At 74.6% G+C, this 21,908-nt stretch carries 20 protein-coding genes; 14 read left to right on the top strand and 6 right to left on the bottom strand.

Annotated features, from left to right (window positions below):
• Positions 1-165, bottom strand: a complete 165-nt coding sequence (rpmG, locus tag ACFWRT_RS04530; RefSeq protein WP_003964410.1) for a 50S ribosomal protein L33 — start codon at positions 163-165, stop codon at positions 1-3.
• Between the two features lie 69 nt (positions 166-234).
• Here rpmG and rpmB point away from each other — a divergent pair, with 69 nt between their 5' ends.
• On the top strand, positions 235-471 hold the full coding sequence (gene rpmB, locus ACFWRT_RS04525; RefSeq protein WP_380948678.1) for a 50S ribosomal protein L28: 237 nt from the start codon (positions 235-237) through the stop codon (positions 469-471).
• The gene (gene rpsN, locus ACFWRT_RS04520; protein WP_380948677.1) at positions 471-776 is read left to right on the top strand and encodes a 30S ribosomal protein S14; all 306 of its coding nucleotides are present in this window, start codon (positions 471-473) and stop codon (positions 774-776) included. Before rpmB ends, rpsN begins: the two co-directional genes overlap by 1 nt.
• A gap of 91 nt (positions 777-867) precedes the next feature.
• Here rpsN and rpmF read toward each other — a convergent pair whose 3' ends face one another.
• Both rpmF and ACFWRT_RS04510 read right to left on the bottom strand, forming a co-directional pair.
• Entirely contained in the window at positions 868-1,038 is a 171-nt protein-coding gene (gene rpmF, locus ACFWRT_RS04515) for a 50S ribosomal protein L32 (RefSeq protein ID WP_380948676.1), read from the bottom strand.
• Positions 1,039-1,129: 91 nt separating this feature from the next.
• Positions 1,130-2,395 (bottom strand): hypothetical protein, encoded by a 1,266-nt coding sequence (locus ACFWRT_RS04510; RefSeq protein WP_380948675.1) that lies wholly within the window; start codon positions 2,393-2,395, stop codon positions 1,130-1,132.
• Positions 2,396-2,570: 175 nt separating this feature from the next.
• Here ACFWRT_RS04510 and ACFWRT_RS04505 point away from each other — a divergent pair, with 175 nt between their 5' ends.
• The 11 genes from ACFWRT_RS04505 (at position 2,571) to ACFWRT_RS04455 (ending at position 15,816) form a co-directional block, all read left to right on the top strand.
• A complete protein-coding gene (locus ACFWRT_RS04505; protein WP_380948674.1) occupies positions 2,571-3,554 on the top strand; it encodes an ABC transporter substrate-binding protein in 984 nt (327 codons plus the stop codon).
• Between the two features lie 32 nt (positions 3,555-3,586).
• The gene (locus ACFWRT_RS04500) at positions 3,587-4,657 is read left to right on the top strand and encodes a FecCD family ABC transporter permease (protein ID WP_380948673.1); all 1,071 of its coding nucleotides are present in this window, start codon (positions 3,587-3,589) and stop codon (positions 4,655-4,657) included.
• On the top strand, positions 4,654-5,712 hold the full coding sequence (locus ACFWRT_RS04495; RefSeq protein WP_380948672.1) for a FecCD family ABC transporter permease: 1,059 nt from the start codon (positions 4,654-4,656) through the stop codon (positions 5,710-5,712). The genes ACFWRT_RS04500 and ACFWRT_RS04495 overlap by 4 nt, the downstream gene beginning before the upstream one ends.
• A gap of 17 nt (positions 5,713-5,729) precedes the next feature.
• Positions 5,730-6,623 carry an ABC transporter ATP-binding protein gene (locus tag ACFWRT_RS04490; protein WP_380948671.1) on the top strand — a complete coding sequence of 298 codons (894 nt, stop codon included), beginning with the start codon at positions 5,730-5,732 and terminating at the stop codon, positions 6,621-6,623.
• Between the two features lie 67 nt (positions 6,624-6,690).
• Positions 6,691-6,825: a streptamidine family RiPP gene (amiA, locus tag ACFWRT_RS04485; protein WP_015613003.1), complete on the top strand. Its 135-nt coding sequence runs from the start codon at positions 6,691-6,693 to the stop codon at positions 6,823-6,825.
• A 143-nt stretch (positions 6,826-6,968) separates the two neighbouring features.
• Positions 6,969-7,808: a hypothetical protein gene (locus tag ACFWRT_RS04480; protein ID WP_380948670.1), complete on the top strand. Its 840-nt coding sequence runs from the start codon at positions 6,969-6,971 to the stop codon at positions 7,806-7,808.
• Between the two features lie 86 nt (positions 7,809-7,894).
• Entirely contained in the window at positions 7,895-9,424 is a 1,530-nt protein-coding gene (locus ACFWRT_RS04475; protein ID WP_380949001.1) for a CocE/NonD family hydrolase, read from the top strand.
• On the top strand, positions 9,421-10,788 hold the full coding sequence (locus ACFWRT_RS04470; RefSeq protein WP_380948669.1) for a YcaO-like family protein: 1,368 nt from the start codon (positions 9,421-9,423) through the stop codon (positions 10,786-10,788). The genes ACFWRT_RS04475 and ACFWRT_RS04470 overlap by 4 nt, the downstream gene beginning before the upstream one ends.
• Positions 10,789-10,802: 14 nt before the next feature.
• On the top strand, positions 10,803-12,155 hold the full coding sequence (locus ACFWRT_RS04465) for a nitroreductase (protein ID WP_380948668.1): 1,353 nt from the start codon (positions 10,803-10,805) through the stop codon (positions 12,153-12,155).
• The gene (locus ACFWRT_RS04460; RefSeq protein WP_380948667.1) at positions 12,152-13,939 is read left to right on the top strand and encodes an ABC transporter ATP-binding protein/permease; all 1,788 of its coding nucleotides are present in this window, start codon (positions 12,152-12,154) and stop codon (positions 13,937-13,939) included. Before ACFWRT_RS04465 ends, ACFWRT_RS04460 begins: the two co-directional genes overlap by 4 nt.
• A complete protein-coding gene (locus ACFWRT_RS04455) occupies positions 13,936-15,816 on the top strand; it encodes an ABC transporter ATP-binding protein (protein ID WP_380948666.1) in 1,881 nt (626 codons plus the stop codon). Before ACFWRT_RS04460 ends, ACFWRT_RS04455 begins: the two co-directional genes overlap by 4 nt.
• Here the strand turns inward: ACFWRT_RS04455 and ACFWRT_RS04450 are convergent.
• From ACFWRT_RS04450 to ACFWRT_RS04440, 3 genes are all read right to left on the bottom strand, one after another.
• On the bottom strand, positions 15,707-18,262 hold the full coding sequence (locus tag ACFWRT_RS04450; RefSeq protein ID WP_380948665.1) for a SpoIIE family protein phosphatase: 2,556 nt from the start codon (positions 18,260-18,262) through the stop codon (positions 15,707-15,709). The two genes, ACFWRT_RS04455 and ACFWRT_RS04450, sit on opposite strands and share 110 nt — an antisense overlap.
• Positions 18,263-18,503: 241 nt before the next feature.
• Positions 18,504-19,760 (bottom strand): glycoside hydrolase family 26 protein, encoded by a 1,257-nt coding sequence (locus tag ACFWRT_RS04445; RefSeq protein ID WP_380948664.1) that lies wholly within the window; start codon positions 19,758-19,760, stop codon positions 18,504-18,506.
• 123 nt (positions 19,761-19,883) lie between these two features.
• Complete coding sequence (locus ACFWRT_RS04440) at positions 19,884-21,188, bottom strand: cytochrome P450 (RefSeq protein ID WP_380948663.1); 1,305 nt, start codon at positions 21,186-21,188, stop codon at positions 19,884-19,886.
• A 215-nt stretch (positions 21,189-21,403) separates the two neighbouring features.
• Here ACFWRT_RS04440 and ACFWRT_RS04435 point away from each other — a divergent pair, with 215 nt between their 5' ends.
• Positions 21,404-21,898 carry a tyrosinase family oxidase copper chaperone gene (locus ACFWRT_RS04435; RefSeq protein WP_380948662.1) on the top strand — a complete coding sequence of 165 codons (495 nt, stop codon included), beginning with the start codon at positions 21,404-21,406 and terminating at the stop codon, positions 21,896-21,898.
• Positions 21,899-21,908 lie beyond the last annotated feature (10 nt).

The following is a 21,908-nucleotide window of genomic DNA, read 5'->3' as shown; positions in this document are numbered from 1 at the left end:
TCAGCGCTCCTCGCGGAAGTCGACATGGCGGCGGGCGACCGGGTCGTACTTGCGCAGCACCATGCGGTCCGGGTCGTTCCGGCGGTTCTTGCGGGTGACGTAGGTGTAGCCGGTCCCCGCGGTGGAGCGGAGCTTGATGACCGGGCGTACTTCGTTGCGAGCCATGGGCGCTACTATATGGCAATGGTTTCCATTTTCAATAATGGATGCATCGATGAGAGGCAGGTAACGTCTGTGTCCGCCCACTGCCAACTGACCGGCTCCAAGCCGGGATTCGGCAACGCCATTTCCCACTCGCACCGCCGTACGTCACGCCGGTTCGACCCGAATGTCCAGCGCAAGCGGTACTGGCTGCCCAGTGAGGGGCGCCATGTGCGGCTGACCCTCAGTGCCCGGGCGATCAAGACGATCGACGTGATCGGCGTCGAAGCGGCGGTCGCGCGCATCCGCGCCCGAGGAGGGAAGGTCTGATGGCGAAGAAGAGCAAGATCGCGCAGAACGAGAAGCGCAAGGTGATCGTCGAGCGATACGCGGCCCGCCGGGCCGAACTCAAGGAGATCGTCCGCCGACCCGGCACCCCGGCTGCCGAACGTGCCGCCGCCCTCACGGAGTTGCGGCGCCAGCCGCGTGACGCCAGCGCCACGCGCGTACGCAACCGCGACAGCGTCGACGGCCGGCCGCGGGGCTATCTGCGCACCTTCGGCCTCTCCCGGGTCCGGATGCGCGAACAGGCGCACGCCGGATTCCTGCCCGGGGTGACCAAGTCCTCCTGGTGATGCCGGCCTGAGCGTACGAGGGGCGGGTGGTGACGCGGCGATCGTGCCGCGCCACCACCCGCCCCTCTTCGTGTCTTCGTGCCGTGCGGGCTCAGTTCTCCGGCCGGATCAGGCCGCGCTCGTATGCCTTCACCAGTCGCTGCGGCACCTGGTGGACGGTGCCCTCGATCGTCACCGGGACGAGCTGCGGCGTCGTGGCCTTCCACTGGGCGCGCCGGTGGCGGGTGTTGCTGCGGGACATCTTGCGCTTCGGAACTGCCATGGGGCTCTCCTGGAGGTAGTGGCCGGTCGGTGGCGCCGACCGTATACGGAAATGGAAGTCGTTTCCAAATGGTGATCCGGTAGGCGGCCGGTCACCGCCCCACCGGGTCGGCGTGCGCGCCGTCGCCGGGTGTGATCAGCGCCAGATGGCCGCCGTCGTCGAGCGGTGTGGGGAGGGTGAGGGTGGTGACCGGCTCCGCCCGGTCGGCGTCGAAGACGTGCACCTCGCCGTGGCCGCCCCGGCTGACCGCGACCAGCCCGGCGCCGGGGGAGGCGGCGATCGCCCGCCGCTGGACGCCGTCCCACGGAGTGCCGCCTCGCCGGGGCGCACCGGACATCGCGGGCAGCGGGAGGCGGGCGGTGATGTGCGGCCGGGCGTCGGGGGTGGTGGGTGCGGCCAGCAGGATCAGCTCGTCGCCGTCCGGGTGGACGCGGGAGTACGCGATGTGCCGGGCGGTCACGGCGAGCCGGAACACCAGTCCGGGCCCCAGCTCCAGCCTCCCCGTGGTGCCCGTGTCCAGCCCGTGCCACCAGGCGTCGTTGGTCCACTCCGGCCACCGCCCCGGCGCGGTGGGCCCGCCGCGTACGCAGGACCAGAGGGTGCGCCGTACGGGGTCGAGCCGCAGGTAGTAGCCCCGGCCTCCCGTGCGTCCGTCGGCGGTCCAGGGGAGGGGTGGCTCCGGTGTGAGCCCCTCGCCGTCGTGCCGGACGCGGTGCACGCCCGAGCCCGCCGCCGCGAACACCCGCCCGGTGGCCGGGTCGTAGGCGTCCCCGTGCCCGTCGCCGTCCGGCAGTCCGATGCGCTGGACCGGCTCCACCGGCGGGCATGAAGGGGGCGCGGCCATCAGGTCCCGGTGCCGGTGGACCAGGAGTTCGCCGGGCTCCCGGTGGCGCAGCACCACGAGCGGCGACGGGCCGCCGAGGACCGTGACACCCGGCTCGCCGGTCCGCCCCCGTAGGCGTACGGCGACGGCTCCGTCCGGTGCGTCGAGGTCCACGGCCGTCAACAGCCCGGTCCAGGCCTCCTCGTTGCGTCCCAGGCCGGTGGTCACCGCGAGGTGTCGGCCGCCCGGCGCGGCCGCCAGGTGTTCGGCGGGCACGGCGACCGGTATCCGGCGCCGGACGAGGGGCCGGCCTGCATCGGGGCCGTACGGGTCGAGTACCAGTAGCTCGCCCGCCCGGTCGTCCACGCAGGCGACCAGATCGTCCGGCAGGGCGAGGAACCCGGCGTGCTCGGCGAGGTGCCGGTGGTTCAGCGCCACCCGCTCGTCGCCGTCCGGGAGAGCCAACAGGCTGATGCGGCCGACGACGTGGTCGGCGACCAGAAGGCGGGGCGGCAGATGGGGAGGGTGGGGCATGGGGAGCTCCTGGGGGCGGTCGATGGGTCCGGCGGTCCGGCGGGAAGTCTTGGCCCGCTTTATTGGAAATGATAATCATGTGTAAGGTTCCGCTCTGTGGTGGGGATGGCTCCCGGGGCCCCGCCGTCGCACCTGCCTCCTTCCCGGGGCCGTACAGAATCTGAGGGACGAGCCGATGCCACGCACCGCACTGAGAGTCCGCCGCTGGGCCGCGATCGCCGTACTGGGAGGGCTGCTGGCCGGCTGCGGTACGACGGGCGGCGAATCCGGGACCGTCGCCGAACCCGCGGCCGGGGCCGGGCCCCGTACGAGCACCGAGGTGCGGCCCATCGAGGCCGCCACTGAGATCACCGACGCCAAGGGCGTCACGGTCTCCCTGGACAAGGCCCCGCAGAAGATCGTCTGCCTGGTGGCCCTCTGCGACGACATCCTCGTGGAGCTGGGTCTGACCCCCACCGCCACCAACTCCGCGGCGCTCGCGCACCCGCAGTTCCTGGGGAAGGAGAAGGCGGCGAAGGTGCCCGTCGTGCCCGGCGGCTTCCTCAGCCCCGAGGTCGAGGCGATCCTCTCCCACCGGCCCGACCTGGTGATCGGCCTGGAGGACACCCACGGCAAGCTCGCCCCCGCGCTGAAGGGCGCCACCACCTTCTGGCCGGTGCAGCCCGGCTCCTGGAAGGACAGCGTCGGCTACCTGCGGGACCTGGCCGCACTCACCGGCCGTACAGAGGAGGGCGAGAAGGCCGAGAAGACCTTCCGCGCCCGCCTGGCGAAGGCCGAGGAGGCCAGGAGCGACAGGACAGCGCTGATCATCTTCGGCAGCGACGAGAACTTCGGCGTGGCCACCCCGGCGACCGACGTGGCCGCCGGACTCTTCCCGAAGATCTCCCACTACCCCTGGAAGAGCAGGGGAGTCGACGGCTCCTACAGCCTGGAGGAGATCCTCGCCCGGGACGTCGACGTCCTGTTCGTGGAGACGCTCTCCTTCGGCGCCCCGGACGGCAAGCTCTCCGACAAGCTCGCCGAGAACCCGCTCTGGTCGCGGATCCCGGCGGTGAAGAACGGCAAGGTCATCGAGGTCGACTCCGAGGTCTGGGCCAAGGGGCGCGGCACCCGGTCCCTGGGCATCGTCCTCGACGAGGCGACGGCCGCACTGCGGTGAGGGGCGCCACTTCGGCGACGAGCGGTATCGCCGTGCGGCGCCTGCCCGTGGCGCCGGTCTGTCTGACGGTGGCGGCGGTGGTGGGCGCGGTGTGCGCCCTCAGCCTCGGTACGCCGTACGTCCCGCCCGGCCGACTCCTCGCCACCCTCGGGTCCGACGGCCTCGCCGGGGTCGTCATCACCGAACTGCGGCTGCCCCGGCTGGTGTTGGCGCTGGTCGCCGGTGCCTGTCTCGGCGCCGCGGGCCTCGTCCTCCAGGAGGCGCTACGCAATCCGCTCGCCGTCCCGGAGATGCTCGGCGTCTCCTCCGGGGCCGCGCTCGGGGTGGCGGCACCGCTGGTGCTCGCCCTCTCCGTACCGCTCGGGCTCCAGCCCTTCCTCGCTCTGGCCGGGGCCGCGTTCGGCGGGCTGCTCACGCTGGCGGCCGCCGGGTTCGGGCGCAGCCCGTCGTCCGTGCTGCTGACCGGGGCCGCCGTCGCCGCGGCCCTTCAGGCCGGACTGCTGGTGCTCATGGTGATGGCCGACCAGCTCGACCTCCAGCTCATCTACCGCTATCTGCTGGGCAGTCTGTCCGCCCGCACCTGGGACGACGTCACCGGCCTGCTGCCCTGGCTGGCCGTCGCCGTCCCGGCGCTCGTGCTCTGTGTGCCGGTGCTCGGCGTGCTGCGGCTCGGCGACGACGACGCCCGCGCCCTCGGCGTACGCGTCGAACGCGCTCGGGTCGCCGCCCTGGGCATCGCCGTCGTGCTGATCGCCCCCGTGGTGGCGGTCTGCGGCCCGGTCGCCTGGGTCGGCTTCCTCGCGCCCCACCTCGCCCGACGGCTGCGGCCGGACGGCGGGGCCGCGGGCTGGCTCGTCCGTTCCGCGCTGTGCGGGGCGGTCGTGGTGCTCTGCGCGGACCAGCCCGCGCGGCTGGCGCTGGCGCCGGTCGAGACGCCGGTCGGCGCGTGGACGGCCCTGGTCGGTGTGCCGGTCGGGGTGGTGCTGCTGAAGCGGGGGCGGCGGGCGGCGAAGGGCCGTGGGTCGAGCCGGCCCGTCGCCCTGCCGGGGCGCGGCGGGCGGGTCGACGGGCCCGTACCTCTCCTGCGGAAGGCCGAACGATGAGCATCCTGGAAATGGCGCCCGCACCACCCCGGCGGGCATGGCGCTCACCGGCGGTCCGGATGGGCGCCCTGGCCGTACTCGTCGGCGTCGTTGCCTGCGCGGACCTGTTCGCGGGGCGCGGCGTCACGGGCGCGGGGGTGCGGGCCGTGCTCCTCGGTGGGGGCGGCGACCCGATGGCCGAACACATCGTCCTCCAACTCCGCTTGCCCCGGCTGCTGGTGGCGCTGGTCGCCGGGGCGAGCCTGGGAGTCGCCGGGCTCGTCCTCCAGTCGGCCCTGCGCAATCCGCTGGCCGGGCCCGAGGTCACCGGCGTCACCCCCGGCGCGGTCCTCGGCGCGGTCGCCGCCACGGGCCTCGGCCTGGCCGGCTGGGACTCCCCGACGGTGGTCGTCGTGGCGGCCTGCCTCGGCGGGTTCGCGGGCGCGGGACTCCTCTGGATGCTCGCGGGACGGGAGAAGGGCGACCCCGAACAGACCGCCGTCTACGGGGTGCTCGTGTCGGCGGTCCTCGCCGGCCTCACCGCCGTCGTCCTCCTGGTGGCCCCGGGCGAACTCGGCAGCGTGGTCCAGTGGTTGATCGGCTCAACCGAGGGCCGGGTCTGGCAGCACTGGCACCTGCTGTGGCCGTGGGCCGCACTCTGGGGAGCCGCCGCGTGGCTGCTCTCGGCGCCGCTGACCCTGCTGCGCTGCGGCGACGAACAGGCCTCCGCCGCCGGACTGGACGCCGGGCGGGGCCGCGCCGCCGCACTCGTGTGTGCGGTGGCCCTGACGGCCGGCGCCGTCTCGGCCGTGGGCGCCCTCGGCTTCGTGGGGCTGTTGGTGCCGCATCTGGCGCTGGCCGTCTTCGGGGCCGACCTGCGCATCACCCTGCCCGGCGCCGCACTGCTCGGCGCGGTGGTGGTGTGCGGGGCGGACGCGGCGGCCCAACTGCTCTCCCGACTGCTGGTGGTGGCGCTCGACGCGGACCGGCTGACGCTGCCGGTCGGCGCGCTGACCACCTTCGTGGGGGCGGGGCTGCTGCTGGTCGTGGCGCGGCGACGGACGGACGAACGATGACGGGAAGAGAGGCGGACATGGCAGCACGTACGAGGGTGGTCACGACGGACGTGACGAACGGCGACGGGGCGAACAGCACGGCGGATCCACCCGACGTGGTCCGGGCGGAACGGCTCAGCCTCGGCTACCCGGGGCGCGAGGTGCTGCGCGGCATCGACCTGAGCATCGGAGCGGGCGAACTCGTCGCCCTCATCGGTCTGAACGGCTGCGGCAAGAGCACCTTCCTCAAGCTCGCCGCCGGACTGCTCACCCCGACCGAGGGCCGGGTCCTGCTCGACGGGGACGACGCCGCACGCCTGCCCAGACGGGCCGCCGCCCGCCGCGTGGCGCTGCTCCATCAGTCGGCCCCGGCCGTACCGGCCCTGACCGTAAGGCAATTGGTCCGTCAGGGCCGTTACGCCACCCGGGGCCCGCTCGGCATGCTGCGGGATAGCGACGACGAGGTGACGGCCCGGGCCCTCGCGGACGTCGGCGTCACCGGCTGGGCGGACCGGCCGGTGGACGCGCTGTCCGGCGGTGAGCGGCAACGGGTCCGGCTGGCCATGGCACTGGCCCAGGACGCCCCGGTCCTCTTCCTGGACGAGCCCACCACCTATCTCGACCTGCGGCACCAACTGGAGGTGCTCCAGACCGTCGTACGGCTGCGCACCGAGCGACGGCTCACGGTGGTGATGGTGCTGCACGACCTCAACCACGCGGCGCGGTTCGCCGACCGGATCGTGGCGCTGCGCGAGGGCCGCATCGCTGCCGACGGGCCGCCCGGCGAGGTGGTCACGGAGCGGCTGCTGGCCGAAGTGCTGGGCGTCCAGGGGCGGGTGGGGATCGACGCCGAGGGCGGCTGGCCCGTCTGTTACCCAGATCACCCTCTCGATCCGCTCCAGCTATTGCGGAATGAAAATCATATTCATTAGTGTCTGTGGTGCGGCAACGAACAGCGTCGCAACCATCACCAACCGATCCGAATGGAGGCTTCAACTCATGGAGCACAACAAGGTGTTCAGCCCGATCGCCGACCAGGGCCAGCTCGCCCATCTCTCCGCCACCCACTCGAACGCCCTCGTCGAGAACCCCTTCGACGACGCCGTCGAGGCCGACACCGCGGACGAGAAGTAGGCGGCACCTGCCGCTGAGGCAGGCTTCCGCTCCTCGTGGGGCGGGCTCGTCCGGGTGAACTCCCCGGACGGGCCCGCCCCGTTCGCACCGCCCGCTCACCCCGTACGCCGCTCACCCTCGTACGACGCCCCTCGGAGGCCCCCGTGAACCGCAGTCGACTCGCTCCCGGAGCCGGGATCGTCACCGCCCCCGGCGCCCGACCCGTACTCCGCACCTCCGACGGGGAGTTCCTGCGCATCGATACCGGCCACGTCGGTGCGGGAGAGCTGGTCGACCGGCTGACCGAGGGGGAGGGGCAGACGTCATCGGCTGAACTCACCCGTCTGGTAGCGGCGTTCGAGGAGGCCGGGCACGCGGTGACCGAACCCCGCCGCCCGCCGCTCGCCGGGCGGACCGTCCACCTCCTGGGCGACCCCGTACTCACCGGACCGCTCGCCCGGTTCGCCGCTGCCGAAGGGGCCGAGGTCCACCCCGCCACCGCCGACGACCTGGCCGGGCTCGCGGGGCGGCAGGACACCGCCGTGGTCTGGTGCCTCGACTCGCCCGTGCCCGAAGGGCTCTGGGACGGAGCCGACCGGCTGCCCGCCCGGCACATCGCCTGGCTGCGCTGCCACCGCGAAGGCGCCCACACCTGGACCGAGCCCCTCGCCTCCGCCCCCGGCGACGTCACCGCCGCCCACGTCCGCCTCCGCAGACTCGCGGCCACCGCCGCCCACCGCGAACTCGCCGCGTACTGGGCCGGCCACCGCACCCCCGACACCGGCCCGCACCCCACCGAGCCGGCCGCGTCGCTGATCGCCGCACTGCTCACCGCCGACCTGATCGCCTGGGCCTGCGGAGAGCCGCGCAGGGGAGCCCGCCTCCCCGCCCGCCGCCGGCTGCGCCGGATCGACCTGCGCGACCTGACCGTCACCGAACACCCCGTCCTCCCCGTACCGGAGGTCGCCCCGCTGCCCGCCCCCACCGCCCGGACGGCCCCGTGAGCACCACGGCGAACACGACGGCAAACACCGCGGCGACCACCACGGCAAGGATCACGGCGAGCACCACGACCAACTCCACCGCAAGCATCACGACCGTGTACGTCCCCGCCCCCGACGGCACCCCGCTCGCCACCGACCTCTGCCTGCCCGGCACACCGGCCCCCCACCCCGTTGTCGTCATCCGCACCCCCTACGGCCGCACCGCCCACCGCGCCGAGCTGCGCGGCTGGGCGGCCCACGGGTTCGCCGCTCTGGCCCAGGACGTCCGTGGCCGGCACGGCTCCCCGGGGCCGTGGCACCCCTACCGGGACCACGAGGAGAGCGACGGCGCGGCGACCGTGGCCTGGGTGCGTGGCCAGGCGTGGAGCGGCGGCGGCCCGGTCCTCGCCGTCGGCTCCTCCTACGCCGCCCACTGCGCCCTCGTCACCGCGCTCGGCCCGCCCGGCGACGGCCGGCCGGACGCCGTCATCGCCGCCGTCCCGGCCCTCGGCCTCGCCGACACCGCCCGCGAACCCGCAGGGCCCGAACGGCTCCAGGCCCGCGCCGGCTGGTGGGCCGCCCACGGCGACCGCCCCGACTCCGCCCCCGACGCGCTGGCCCACGCCCTCGCCGAGAACCCCCGACTCCTGGAACACCTCCCCCTCACCCGGCTGCCCGACCGCCTGGGCCGGGCCCTGCCCTCCTGGCCCGGACTCTGGGACGACCGCCCGCGCGGCAGGATCGTCCGGCGCGGCTCCGCCTCCCGTCTCCCGCTCCTCGCCGTCGGTGGCACCCACGACCCCTTCGCCGAGGACACCGTGGCGCTCTGGCGAGGCTGGGGCGGCCCCGCCCGCCTGCTGCTCGGCCCTTGGGGTCACCGCCTCACCGCGGACCGCCCGCAGTTGGCCGCCGGCCGCGTCAACCTCGGTGCGCTGTACGTACGGTGGGCCCGCGCCGCCCTCGCCGGACGGCTGGATCCCGAGCGGCGCGGGGTCATCACCCTGGGCGGCAGCGGCCGTTGGCACGGCGTAGGGCAGCAAGTCGCCGACGAGCCATCGACGCGCACCGCCACTTGGCCCTTCGACGCCCGCCCCGGCCTACGGCTGGTGCACGGAGCCGAGTTCACCGCCGACCCGGACCGTCCCGTCCGCTCCGACGACCTGACCGTCCCGCCTCCCGCCCCGGGCGAACCCGCCGACCGCTGCCTTCTCCTCTCCCCGCCCCTGCCCCGCCCACTCGACCTGGCAGGTCCCGCCACCGCCCGGCTCCACGCCACCGCTGACACCCCCGCCGCCGACTGGGCCGTACGCGTCACCGCGCTCGACCCGGCCGGCCGGGCGGAGCCGCTCGCGTTCGGCATCGTCCGGCGCACCGACCCGCCCGGGGAGACCGCGGAGATCACCGTGCCCCTCGGCACCCTGGGCCGCCGGCTGCCCGCCGGGACGAGGCTCCGCACGGAGATCGCCGGACACCACTTCCCGGCCCACGCCCGCAACCCGCACACCGGCGAGAACCCGGTGACCGCCACCCGCCTCGCCCCCTCCCGCCGAGCCGTTTCGGCCCGGGGGAGCGCCCTGCACCTGACCGTCGTCGCCCGGCGTCACTACGTCGAGCCCGTACCGGAGATATGCCGTTGACCAGCACCTTGCCCATCGAAGCCCTGGTCGACCCCGTCTGCGGGCTGATCCGCGGTGTCGAGCCCGTCGAGCACCCCGAGGGCGCGCCGCCCCGCTACACCGCGATGACCGCCGAGGTCGCCGACGCCCGACGCCTCGGCGCCTGGCCCGCCGACCGGGTCTCGCTCGGCACCACCTTCGGGGACCCCCAGGGCGCCTGGATCGCCGCCGTCGCCGAGGCTGTGGAACGCTACTGCGGCAACCGCCTCCCGCCGCCCGGCCACCCCGCCGCGCCCCGCAGGGCCACGGCGGCCGAGCTGGAGGCGGAGGGCCTGCGGCTGTACGGTCCCGGGACGGTGCCCACGTACGCCTCCTGGCAGCACCGGCGCCCAGGATTCCCGTACGCCGAACTCACCCCCGACACCCCGGCACTCTGGACACCGGGCACGGAGGACGGGCGGCCCTGCTGGGCACCGGTCTCCCTTACCCACCTCAACTGGCGGCAGGGCGAGCTGCGTTCACTGACTCGCACGCACCACCTGAACTACGCGGGCATCGCCACCGGCCAGGGCTTCGACGACGCCGTCGAGCGCGGGCTGCTCGAAGTCGTGGAACGCGACGCCCTGGAGCTCTGGTGGCACCTGGACGGGCCCACCCGGGGCATCGACCCGGCGAGCGTTCCCGGCCTCACCGAGGATCTGGCGGGCGCCGAACTGGACGTCCACATCGTGGAGATGCCCTCCGAGTTCGCCCCCTGCGTGGCCGCCCTGGTCCACGACCCCAGGCGCGGCATCCACGCCGCCGGGTTCGCCTGCCGGCACGATCCGGCGGAGGCGGCCCGCAAGGCGGTGCTGGAGGCGGTGCACACCTGGGTGTTCACGCAGGGCGCGGTGGATGCCGACGGCTGGGTCCACCGCTCCGTGGAGGCCGGTCTCTTCGCCCGGGGCCTCTACCTGGACCACCGGGCCGACCGGCGCTATCTCGACGACTGCGGAAAGGAGTTCGCCGCCGTACGGGACCTCGGCGCCCATGTACAGGTCTGGCTCGACGACCGCATGACCCCGCTGGCCCGACGCTTCACCGCACCCGCCGGGGGCGTCGTCCCCGTCACCGAGATCGCCCCCGGCAGCCGCCCCGCCCTGGACGCGGCACTCGCCGCCGGTGGCCACCGGGTGATCACGGTCGACCTGACCACCGAGGACATCGCCGAAACCCCCCTGCGGGTCGCCCGCGTGCTGGTCTCCGGCCTGATCCCCAACGCCCCCGCCGCCTTCGCCTACTTCGGCTGCCCGCGCTTCGCGGAGGCCGCGATCGACCGGGGCTGGCGCGCCCAACCCCCCACCGGTCCGACGGACTTCACCCTCGCACCGCCGCCGCACATGTGAAGGAGCGCGCCCCCATGACCCAGGCTCCTCCCGCAGCCTCCGGCCTCCTGAGCCGCGCCCTGGCCGACGCCAGGTCACCCCGTGTGCCGCACACCGTCCCGTACCCGCCGGAGCGGGCCTTCCCGTGGGGCGGCCCGGGGGTGCACCCGGCCGGGGTCGGGGGAGGGGTGGATCTGGACCGTCTTCTGCGGCTGTCCCTCGCCACGCCCCAGGGGACGGCGGGCCGACTGCGGCCCGTCGCCTCGGCGGGCGCGCTCCATCCCGTACGGGCTCATCTGCTCGTCGGCCCCGGCTGCTCGCTGCCGCCCGGGCGGTACGCCTACGACCCCCGCGCCCACCGAGCCCACCCGCGCGGCCGGGCCCCCGCCGACGCGCCCCCGGGAGCCGTCGTCGTCCTCACCGTCACGGCCGCCCGAACGGTCGCGCACTACGGACACCGAGCCTGGCCGCTGCTCCTGCTGGACGCCGGTCACGCGGTGGCCGCCGTGGCGCTCGCCGCTGCCCCGGGCGATGTGCGTGTCTCCCTCGACGCGGACGGCGAAGAGCTCGCTGCGGCGGCCGGGCTGCCCCGCGCGGCCGAAGGGAAGGGACAGGCCGACCCCGAACTCCCGCTCGCGGCTGTCTGGTTGCCGACCACACACGAGCCCGCCCTCTCAACCGCCCCGCTCACTGCCTGGGCCGCTCTGCCCGGTACCGTCGAGCCCGTCCCGCAACCGGGTGCCGACAACGCCCCGCCTCGCGAACTGGCCTCTGCCCGGCACCTGTTGACGTACCTCACGGCAGGGTCGGACGCCACCTGGCACCCGGCCGTCCGCCCCGTCCCGGTGACGGCCCACACGCTCCGTACGCGAAGGAGCGCGCCCGCCTCCGACCTGGCGCACCCGCCCGCCCCCGACCTGCTCGCCCAGGTCCTGGCCACCGCCGGGAGCGCCCGGCCGGACAGCCCCGCCTGGGTCGCGGCGGTCGGCGGCGACACCCCGGGGCTCCTCACGGCCACCGGCCTCCTCGCCTCCGGCGATGCCCGCCCCACCCTCGCCCACTGGGCGGCGGGTCAGCGGTGGATCGGCACGACAGGCGCGGTGCTGGTCGCCCACGGCTGCCCCGCCGACGCCCCGCCCACCCTGATCCGCGGCAGCCACCTCGCCGCCGGTTACGCCGCCGGGGTCGCCCAGGCCCACGCCACCGCCCTCGGGCTCCGCTCACGCCCCATCGGCTCCTGGCAGCAGGCCGACCTCGGCGCCGCACTGGGCGACGCCCCCGGTCACGACTGGATCGTCCACGGCCTCGCCCTCGCCGGGCCGGCCGATCTCCCACTCCCCGCCCCACCGTCCCTTTCGGGCAAGTCGGGCAAGGAAGAACGCCCATGATGCTCCACCCCGAACTCCTGCGCGCCGCCCGCACCGCCCGCCGCCCCCTCGGCGGCGCGACCGCGCTGCTCGCCGCGGTCACCCTCACCCACCTCGCGCAAGCCGTGCTGCTGGCCTTCGTCCTCTCGCGGATCGCCCAGGGAGACACGTCCGACCTGGCGCCGCTCCTCCTCTCCGTGCTCGCCGTCGTGCTCGTCCGCGCCGCGCTCGGCCGGGCCCAGCGGTTGACCGCCGTCACAGCGGGCGCCGCCGTACGGATCGGGCTCCGCGACACCCTCCTGTCCCGCCTCGGGGAACTCGGGCCCACCGCGATCACCGGTGCGCGGGCCGGAGCCGTACGCGCCACGCTCGTCGACGGCGTCGAGGGCGTGGACGCGTACGTCTCCCGCTACCTCCCCCAGGCGCTCATCACCTCGGCCGTGCCGCCCCTCCTGCTCGTCGCCGTCGCCCTCATCGAGCCGTACGCCGCCCTCGCTCTCGGCCTGGCCCTGCTGCTCGCACTCTTCGGCCCGCGCGGGTGGGACCGGCTGCTCGCCCGGCGCGGCAAGGAGCACTGGGACTCCTACGAAGCCCTCGCCGCCGACTACCTGGAAGCTCTCCAGGGCATGGCCACCCTGCGCGCGGCCGGTGCGGTGGGCCGCGTACGGGACCGGCTGGAGCAGCGGTCGGCGGCGCTCCACCGGGCGACCGTCGCCAAACTGCGGGTCTCGCTCGTCGACACCGGCCTCACCGACCTCGCCGTCCAGGGCGGCACCGCGGCCGCCGTCCTGGTGGCGTGCTCCTCGGCGGCCACCGGACGCACCGCCGCCACCGGGACGTACCTCCTGCTCATGCTCGCCTCCGAGTGCTTCCGCCCCATCCGCGACCTCTCCCGCGAATGGCACGCCGGTTACCTCGGAGTCTCCGCCGCCGACGGGATCGCCGCCCTGCGCACCGCCGAACCCGCCGTCGCCGACCGGGGAACGGCGGAGGCCCGCTGGGACACCGCCCCCGAAATCCGTTTCGCGGACGTCCACTTCACCCACCCGTCGAGCGGGCGCCCCGCCCTGGACGGCGTCACCTTCACCGCATCCGCCGGGCGGACGACAGCGATCGTCGGGCCCTCCGGCGCCGGGAAGTCGACTCTGCTCAGCCTGCTGCTGCGCCAGCGCGACCCGGACAGCGGGCGCGTCACGATCGCCGGTACGGAGACCGCCGCGTACAGCCTCGCCTCGCTGCGGCGCGGAATCGCCGTCGTCTCGCAGGAGACGTACCTCTTCCACGCCACGATCGCCGAGAACCTGCGCATCGCCCGCCCGGACGCCACCGACGGACAGTTGCGGGCCGCCGCCCGGGCGGCCGGCATCCACCAGGAGATCACCGCCTTCCCCCAGGGGTACGAGACCCTCGTCGGCGAACGCGGCGCCACGCTCTCCGGCGGCCAGCGCCAACGGCTCGCCCTCGCCCGCGCCCTCCTCGCCGACGCACCGGTCCTGATCCTGGACGAGGCCACCAGCGCGGTGGACGAGCGGGGCGAGGCCCGGATCGTACGGGAGCTGCCGGCGGCGAGCCGGGGTCGTACCTGCCTCGTCGTCGCCCACCGGCTCGACGCCGTACGCCACGCCGACCACATCGTCGTCCTCGACGGCGGCCGGGTCGAGGCGTCCGGCGACCACAGCGGACTGCTGGCAGGCGGCGGCGTGTACGCCACGCTCATCGCGGCGGGCGGCACCGCTCAGGCCGAAGCCGGCCGCACCGCTCAGGCCAAAGCCGGCCGCACCGCCCAGGAGGAACACGCCGCATGACACCCCCCGAGCCCCTTCCGGGGGCCACACCAGCAACCGCCCCCCACGACACCGGCGCCCTCCGCTCCCTCCTCCCCGTCCTCGGCGCCCACCGCGTCACCGTCCTGCGCACCTGCCTCGCCGCCCTCGTCGACCAGGCGGCCCTGGTCGCCCTGGTCACCCTCGCCGCGCACACCGTCGGCACCGCGGTGATCGAGCACCGGGCCCCGGCACCCGCGACCGTGGCCGTCCTCATCGGGCTCGTCCTGCTCAGGGCGCTCGCCACCTGGCGGGAGATGGACCTCTCGCACGACCTCGCCTACCGCGTCCTGGCCGAACTGCGGGTCCGGGTCTTCGACGGGCTCGCCCGCTCCGCCCCCGCCCGGATCGCCGGGCGCCGCAGCGGTGACCTCGCCTCGACCGCGCTCGGCGACGTGGAGGCGCTGGAGTTCTTCTACGCCCACGCCATCGCCCAACTCCTCGCCTCCGGGCTCGTCTTCGCGGTGGCCGCCACCCTGCTGGGCGTCCTCGGACCCTGGCTGCTCCTCGCCGTCGTGCCCGCCGCCCTGCTGCTCCTCTGGTCGCCCCTGCTGGAGGCGCGCGGCCGGGCCGAGCGCGGGGCCCGGACCCGGGCCGCGCTCGCCGACCTCTCCGCGGAGAGCGTGGAGAGCGTCGACGGCCTCCGCGAACTGCTGATGGCGGGCGCCCTGGACCGTACGCGGGCCCGGCTGCGGTCCGGCGGCCGGCGCCTCGCCCGCGCCCAGCGGGCCGAGCAGTCCTGGGAGACGGGGGCCGGAGCGGCCCGCGATCTGCTCGTCGTGGCCGCCGTCATCGGGGTGGTCGCCGCGGCCGCCCACGCGGCGGGCGGCGGGCGGCTCGACGGCGCCTGGGCCCCGGCGGCCATGGCCCTCGCCCTCGGCGCCCTCGCCCCGGTGGCCGAATCGGCCGCCGCACTGGGCCGGGCGGGCAGCCTGCGCGCCGCCGCCGCCCGGGTCCGCGCGGCGGTGAACGCCCCCGCCGGGGCCCCCGCCCCCCTCTCCCCGATCCCCGCCCCGCCGGGTCCGCTGGGCCTGCGGCTGCGTGGCGTACGGTTCGGCTACGGCTCCGCCCCCGTCCTGGACGGCCTCGACCTGACCGTACGGCCGGGCGAGACGGTGGCCCTCGTCGGAGCGTCGGGGGCCGGCAAGAGCAGCGTCGCCCACCTCCTGGCCCGCTACTGGGACCCGCAGGAAGGCACGGTGGAACTGCTCCCCCCGGACGCCGCCCACCCCGTCGACCTGCGGGACCTCGTCGAGGACGACCTGCGGGCCGCCGTGTGCGTGGTCGGCCAGGAGGCCCCGCTCTTCCACGGGACCCTCGCCGACAACCTCCGCCTCGGCGCCCCCGACGCCACCGACGAGGAGCTGGCCGCCGCCGTCCGCACCTGCGGCCTCACCCCCGTCACCGACGCGCTGCCCCAGGGCCTGGACACCCCGGTCGGCGAACGCGGCGCCACCCTCTCCGGCGGCCAGCGCGCCCGGGTCGCCCTGGCCAGGGGGCTCCTCGGCCGCCCCCGGATCCTCGTCCTGGACGAGACGACCGCCCACCTGGACCACCAGGGCGACGCGGAACTGGCGCGGGCGCTCACGGCGGACTCCCGGGCCCGTTCCCGTACGACGCTGATCATCGCCCACCGCCCCGCCACCGTCCGCAGGGCCGACCGCATCGCCGTCCTCGACGGGGGCCGCATCGTCGAGGACGGCACCTGGGACGAGCTGATCCGGGCGGGCGGCGCGCTGACCCGGCTGCTCAGCCGGAAGAGCCAGGAGGGGGAGACGGAGGCACCGGAGGAGAGCCGACCGGAGACGTCGTCACCGGCACAGGCGGAGACGACGGCAGCCCCTGCTCCGCCCAGATGATCTTCCCCCGGTGCGTGTACCGGGTGCCCCAGCGCCGGGCGAGCTGGGCGACGAGGAACAGACCGCGTCCGCCCTCGTCCGTCGTCCGGGCGTGCCGCAGGCGCGGGGTGGTGCTGCTGGCGTCGGAGACCTCGCAGGTCAGCACGGACTGGAGCAGCAGCCGCAGCCGTACGGGGCCGGAGGCGTACCGGATCGCGTTGGTCACCAGCTCGCTGACGATCAGTTCGGTCGTCATCGTCAGCTCGTCCAGACCCCATGCCTCGAGCTGGCGGGCCACCTTGTTCCGGGTCGCCCCGACGGCCGCCGGGTCGAGCGGCACCTCCCACGAGACCAGCCGGTCGGGCCTCAGCGCGTGGGTGCGGGCGAGCAGGAGCGCGATGTCGTCCGGCTGCGGAGCGGGCAGGAGCTCCTTCACCACCGCCTCGCACAGCTCGTCCAGCGGCAGCCCGTCCCGCGAGATCGCCCGCCCCAGCCGGATCCTGCCCTGCTCGACGTCCTTGTCGGGCCCCTCGATGAGGCCGTCGGTGTACAGGCCGAGCAGGCTCCCCTCGGGCAGCTCGACGTCGAGGGACTCGAAGGGGAGCCCGCCCAGGCCCAGCGGCGGGCCGAGCGGAAGGTCGGGGAAGCTGACCGCGCCCTGCGGGGAGACGATCACCGGCAGCGGGTGCCCGGCCCGGGCCATCGTGCAGCAGCGGGACGCCGGGTCGTAGACCGCGTAGAGGCAGGTGGCGCCCAGCACCGTCGTGCCGCCCCGGTCGGCCTTCCCGCCCGCCGGCTCCTCCTCGCTCAGCCGCATGACGAGGTCGTCCAGCCGGGCCAGCAGCTCGTCCGGCGCCAGGTCCATGTCGGCCAGCGTCTGCACGGCGGTCCGCAGCCGCCCCATCGTCGCCGCCGCGCTGATCCCGTGCCCCACCACGTCCCCGATGACCAGCCCGACCCGGGCCCCGGACAGCGGGATCACATCGAACCAGTCGCCCCCGACGCCGTCCTTCGCGTCCGCCGGGAGGTAGGAGGAGGCCACGTCCAGCGCCGTCCCGCCGCGCAGGGTGTGCGGCAGCAGGCTCTCCTGGAGCACCAGCGCCGCCGTGTGCTCCCGGGTGTAGCGCCGGGCGTTGTCCACGCACACCGCCGCCCGGGCCACCAGCTCCCGGGCCGGCGCCACATCGTCCTCGTCGAACGGGACCGGGTTCTGCGACCGCATGAACGTGGTGAGCCCGAGGACGGTGTCCCGCGCCCGCATCGGTACGGAGATCAGCGAGTGTAGCCCGAACTCCCGGATCCGGGCGGCCCGCGCCGGCTGCTCCACCGCCCACGTACGGCTGTCCGGGTCGAGCATCGGCAGGAGCACCGGGTCACCGTCGAGAAGGAAGTGGACGTCGTGCGGCGGCGGTACGAAGTCGACGCTCTCCCCGACCCGCACCACCGCCTCCGGACACCCCTCGCGCACCGAACTCATCCCCATCCGGCGCATCGCCGGCCGGTCGCCCCGCACCTCCGCGCCGAGCAGCGGCACCCCCGGCCGGTCCCGGCCCAGCGGAGTCTCCAGCAGGTCGACGAAGACGAAGTCGGCGAACCGGGGCACCGCGAAATCGGCCAGCTCCTGGGCCGTGCGCTGCACATCCAGGGTGGAGCCGATACTGGCCCCCGCCTCGTTCACCAGCGCCAGCAGCCGGCGCGCGTTCCACCGGTCGGTCACGTCCAGCACCATGCAGCCGATGCCGATCCGGTTCTCCTCGGCGTCCGCCAGCGGGAAGAACGAGCTCGAATAGGCCCGCCGGCGGTTCGGGTCGGCCCAGCTCCAGCCCAGGTACTCGTGGTCGGTGACCGGTACACCGGTCGCCAGGACCTGCCGCATCAGCCGCTCGATGGGCACCGCGAGCAGCCCGGGCAGCACGTCGGCGGGCCGCCGCCCCAGCCGCTGCTCCCGGGGGACCCCGCCGAACTGCTCCAGGGTGTCGTTGAGCCAGATGTAGCGCAGCTCCGTATCGAGGACCGCCATGCCGACCGGCGACCGGGTTAGGAAGCCCTCCAGCACCGACCCGTCCACCGTCCACTGCGGGGTGCGCTCCCGCCCGGAGACCAGGAAGCCCTCGCGCCCGGCGACCAGGAACGATGCGGAGACCCGTACGTCGACGTCGATCAGCCGGTCGTCCCGGCCGCGCAGAGCGATCTGCCCGCTCCACCCCGACCCGTCACGGCCACGGGCGGCGATCGCGGCTGTCCGCCGGGTGTCCGGGGCCCCGGCCAGCAGCAGGGCGGCGGACCGGCCCACCAGCTCGGCGGCCGCGTACCCGAGCAGGGCCTCCGCCCCGCGGGTCCAGCCGATGACCGTGCCGTCCCCGGCGATCACCGCCACCGCGTCGTCGCCCAGCCGTACGGGGCCCCGTAGATCCGCGGGGGGCAGCGGGCCGGGGCCCGCCGGGGGGCCCTCGTCGGCGGATGCCATGCACCTCACCACCATCTCTAGGTTTCCATGGTCGCGCGTCACCCCCGAGTGCGCAGCGGCCCGCGTCCCGGCCCGCTCGGGCGTACGGGCTTTCGCCCGTTCGGCGGCGTGACGCGGCGGGCTGTACCCCCGTTGGGGGAGTGACAAGCGGTCGCTTGTCCATCTGCCCCCGCGCTGGACCCGTGTGGGTGGACGGCTCCGGCTCCCCCAAGGAGGGCCGGAGCCGTTTCCATGCGCGCGGTCAGTAGCGGAAGCAGATCCTGCGCTCCTTCAGCCACGGCCCCAGCAGATCCCCGAACGGCACGGTGACACACCACCTGCGGGTCGCCGGCGGCTCGGGCGCCGCGGGTGTGGGCCGCACCGGCGGCGTGGGAGACGGCTGCACGGCCGGCGGGACGGTCGGGCTCGGGGGCGGCGCCGGGGAAGGGGTGGGGGAAGGCGTCGGGCTCGGGGCCGTGGTCGGAGGCGCGGGCTCCACCGGGGCGGCCATCTCGGCGAGCTTGGTCCGGAACACCTTTGAGGAGCGCGGATTGCTCTTGCACTGCCACACCCCGTGCGGGCAGTAGTCCGTGATCGTCTGGTACAGCGGCTGGTGCCGGTCGATCCAGTCGAGCATCCGGCGCATGTACTCCGCGTTGTCACCGTTGCGGAAGAGCCCCCACTCCGGGAACGAGATCGGCTTGCCGCGCTCCGCCGCGAAGTCGACGTGCTTCTGGAGGCCGTACGGATCGTTGATCTGGTCGTCGAAGGACTCGCCCGGCGGCTGGTCGTAGGAGTCCATCCCGATGATGTCGACGACGTCGTCACCCGGGTAGCACTCAGTCCACGGCACCGCGTCCCGCCCCCGGCTGGGCGTGAAGTCGAACCGGAACTCCTGGCCCGGCACCGCCCGCATCGCCGTCACGATCCGCTGCCAGTACGCCTTCCAGGACGCCGGATCGGGACCGCAGCGATGGGTGTACGTGGTGCCGTTCATCTCCCAGCCGAGCACGATCACCGTGTCCGGCACCCCCAGGGAGACCAGCCGCTCCGCCAGCCTCGTGAAGTGCTGGTCGTAGTCGCCCGCCGCCCCGGACCGCAGCAGCCGGCGGACCTGGGCGTCCGGGACGCGCTCCTCGTTCCGCTCCAGCATGGGGACGTTGAGGACGAACATCCGGTCCGGGTCCGCCTTGCGCCAGTCGGCCCAGGCGTCCAGGAAGTCGGGGGTCCCCTCGATGTTCACCCACAGGTCGCCCGGGAGGTAGGTGTGCCCCACCCGTAGCTCCGCGCCGCCGAGCCAGCGGGAGAGGTCGGCCATCCTGCGTACGCCGTCGGGACCGTAGTCCAGATAGGCGCCGTGCGCGGTGGAGCCGGAGCCCCTGCCGCCCTGCGGCCCCGGGGCGGCGCTGTCCACGGAATCGGTGCCCGGCGGCAGTTGTCCGGCGATACCGCCGCCTGCCAGGAGACTGAGAACGGCCGCGGCGATGCATGTGGTGACGATTCGGCGCTTGGCCGGCATGACTCCTCCTGGCTGCAAGGAAATTCCGGCCGGTTCGGCCCGATGGGAAGAGAGTTTCATCATCCGGCACCGCACGCGAACAGAGCGGTCCATTTATCGTATGCGGCGTTGCGAACGTGCCGTTCAGGTGACACTGGAGCCGAGAGCGGTGACGGTGGATTCGAGGGTGAGGGGCAGGGAGCCGACGCGGTTGTCGAAATTCGAATCGACCAGCGTCGGATCGCCCGTCCGTCGGATGACGGGCCGTCGGGTGAGCAGTTCCCGGAACAGGGCCGTCATTTCGAGGCGGGCCAGGTGGGCGCCGAGGCAGTGGTGGGGGCCGCCGCCCCCGTATCCCAGGTGCGGATTCGGCGACCGGGTGATGTCGAAGAGATCCGGACGGGTGAAAACCGATTCATCGCGATTGGCGGACGCGTAGAACAGTGCGACTTTCTCCCCGGGAAGAAAGGTCCGGCCGCCCAGCTCGTATTCCGCTACGACGGTCCTGCGGAACTGGATGATCGGCGTCGAATGGCGGACGACTTCCTCGACGGCACCCCCGATGTGCCGGTCGAAATCCGACCGGAGCAGCTCCCGCTGCTCCGGATGCCGGTCCAGCAGGGACAGCCCGTGGGCGATCGCGTTGCGGGTGGTCTCCACCCCGGCGACCAGCAGCAGCGAGAAGAAGGCGCCCAGATCCCGCGAGGAGAGGCCTTCACCGTCGATGTCCGCGCGCACCAGGGCCGAGACGAGGTCGTCCTGCGGGTGGCGGCGGCGCTCGCGCGCCAGACGCGCCATGACGAGCTGCATCATCGCCAGCGAGGCGAGCCCGCGGCCGGGGATCCGTAGCCTGGCCCGGCCCCGGCGCTCGACGCCGACGTGCTCGGAGGCGTGGTCGATCTGGGCCGCGATCCGTGGCCGGTGCTCCGCCGGGATGCCCATCAGGTCGCAGATGACCTCCAGCGGCAGCCGCGACGCCGCCGACGGCATGAAGTCGCCCGGGCGCTCGGCGATCATCTCGTCCACCAGCCGCCCGGCCAGCCGGCCGATGTTCTCCTCGGTGGCGGCGAGCAGCCGGGGGGTGAAGCGCCGGGAGATGATCCGGCGCAGCGCCGCGTGCTCCGGCCCGTCCATGTTGACCATCGAGTTCCCGAACAGCGCCTTAGCCCAGCCGGCCGGCTCCGGGGTGGTGACCCCCGGCGCGCTCGCGAAGACCCTCGGGGTGCGGCTCGCGGTCAGGACGTCCACGTGGCGCACCAGGGCGTAGAACGGTTTGCCGGAGGTACGGGCGGTGCCCGGCCGGGGCGTGAACAGCACGGGTGCCTCCAGCTCCCGGAGCCGGGCGAAGGCCCTGAGCCGCTCCGGCCGGGGCAACTGCCAGAAGGCCGGGTCGGCGAGATCGGTGCGGGCCGCACGATCGTCGTCGGACACCTGATCGGGAACGGTCATGTCCATCCACCTCCACGAGTTCGCCCGGCCATCGTCCGGTCCGGTGCGCCCCGCGCACCGCGCGACGCGGGCCTCCCGCGCGGATGGCCGCGCACGGTCACGCGTTTGACGGAACGCGCGGGACACCGCGCCCACGAGAACCGTTTCGGCGCCGCCTTGTTGCCACCATCGCGAGCAACAGCAGCCCCGAGGGGCGTCAACGAGAGGCAGTCACCATGAGCCGAACCACGGATCCGGGAGGCGGCGCACCGCGCGGAACACGCGGTCCGTCGCGCCGGATCGTCCTGCGCACCGCCTTCACCGCGGCCGTGGCCGCAGGCACCGCCGCGATCCTCCTGCCGGTCCACGACCAGGAGCCGGGCACCGCCTCCGCGCCCGCGAAGGGACCGGGCCACACCGCCGCCGGTGCGGAGGAGTTCGCCGAGATGTACCGGGGCCGGGAGATCCGCGGCTCGCTGACCGTCCTGGTCCCGGCCGGCGAGGCGGGCGGCGCCGGGACCCACGACACCGAGCCGGTCACGGAGATCCGCATCGACGGCCGCCCGCTGCACGTCATGCGGCGCGCGGACGGCACGTATCTGAGCGATGTCACGCACTACGAGTCGTTCCCCACACTCCAAGAGACGGCCCGCGCCGCCGTGGACGAGCTCGGCACCGCCCGCCTCGCGCTCCGCGCCCCCGACGACAGGCGCACGTGGCACCACAAGTGAGCGTCGCACC

The organism is Streptomyces cyaneofuscatus (genome assembly GCF_042718795.1).
GTDB lineage: Bacteria > Actinomycetota > Actinomycetes > Streptomycetales > Streptomycetaceae > Streptomyces > Streptomyces cyaneofuscatus_A.
This window is presented reverse-complemented; position numbering and strand designations above follow the sequence as displayed.

What these genes read in the sequence shown, in the direction of transcription:
- rpmG (WP_003964410.1), bottom strand. Translation starts at nt 165, where the DNA reads ATGGCTCGCAACGAAGTACGCCCGGTCATCAAGCTCCGCTCCACCGCG.
- rpsN (WP_380948677.1), top strand. Translation starts at nt 471, where the DNA reads ATGGCGAAGAAGAGCAAGATCGCGCAGAACGAGAAGCGCAAGGTGATC.
- rpmF (WP_380948676.1), bottom strand. Translation starts at nt 1,038, where the DNA reads ATGGCAGTTCCGAAGCGCAAGATGTCCCGCAGCAACACCCGCCACCGG.
- ACFWRT_RS04510 (WP_380948675.1), bottom strand. Translation starts at nt 2,395, where the DNA reads ATGCCCCACCCTCCCCATCTGCCGCCCCGCCTTCTGGTCGCCGACCAC.
- ACFWRT_RS04505 (WP_380948674.1), top strand. Translation starts at nt 2,571, where the DNA reads ATGCCACGCACCGCACTGAGAGTCCGCCGCTGGGCCGCGATCGCCGTA.
- ACFWRT_RS04495 (WP_380948672.1), top strand. Translation starts at nt 4,654, where the DNA reads ATGAGCATCCTGGAAATGGCGCCCGCACCACCCCGGCGGGCATGGCGC.
- ACFWRT_RS04490 (WP_380948671.1), top strand. Translation starts at nt 5,730, where the DNA reads ATGGCAGCACGTACGAGGGTGGTCACGACGGACGTGACGAACGGCGAC.
- amiA (WP_015613003.1), top strand. Translation starts at nt 6,691, where the DNA reads ATGGAGCACAACAAGGTGTTCAGCCCGATCGCCGACCAGGGCCAGCTC.
- ACFWRT_RS04465 (WP_380948668.1), top strand. Translation starts at nt 10,803, where the DNA reads ATGACCCAGGCTCCTCCCGCAGCCTCCGGCCTCCTGAGCCGCGCCCTG.
- ACFWRT_RS04460 (WP_380948667.1), top strand. Translation starts at nt 12,152, where the DNA reads ATGATGCTCCACCCCGAACTCCTGCGCGCCGCCCGCACCGCCCGCCGC.
- ACFWRT_RS04455 (WP_380948666.1), top strand. Translation starts at nt 13,936, where the DNA reads ATGACACCCCCCGAGCCCCTTCCGGGGGCCACACCAGCAACCGCCCCC.
- ACFWRT_RS04450 (WP_380948665.1), bottom strand. Translation starts at nt 18,262, where the DNA reads ATGGCATCCGCCGACGAGGGCCCCCCGGCGGGCCCCGGCCCGCTGCCC.
- ACFWRT_RS04445 (WP_380948664.1), bottom strand. Translation starts at nt 19,760, where the DNA reads ATGCCGGCCAAGCGCCGAATCGTCACCACATGCATCGCCGCGGCCGTT.
- ACFWRT_RS04440 (WP_380948663.1), bottom strand. Translation starts at nt 21,188, where the DNA reads ATGACCGTTCCCGATCAGGTGTCCGACGACGATCGTGCGGCCCGCACC.
- ACFWRT_RS04435 (WP_380948662.1), top strand. Translation starts at nt 21,404, where the DNA reads ATGAGCCGAACCACGGATCCGGGAGGCGGCGCACCGCGCGGAACACGC.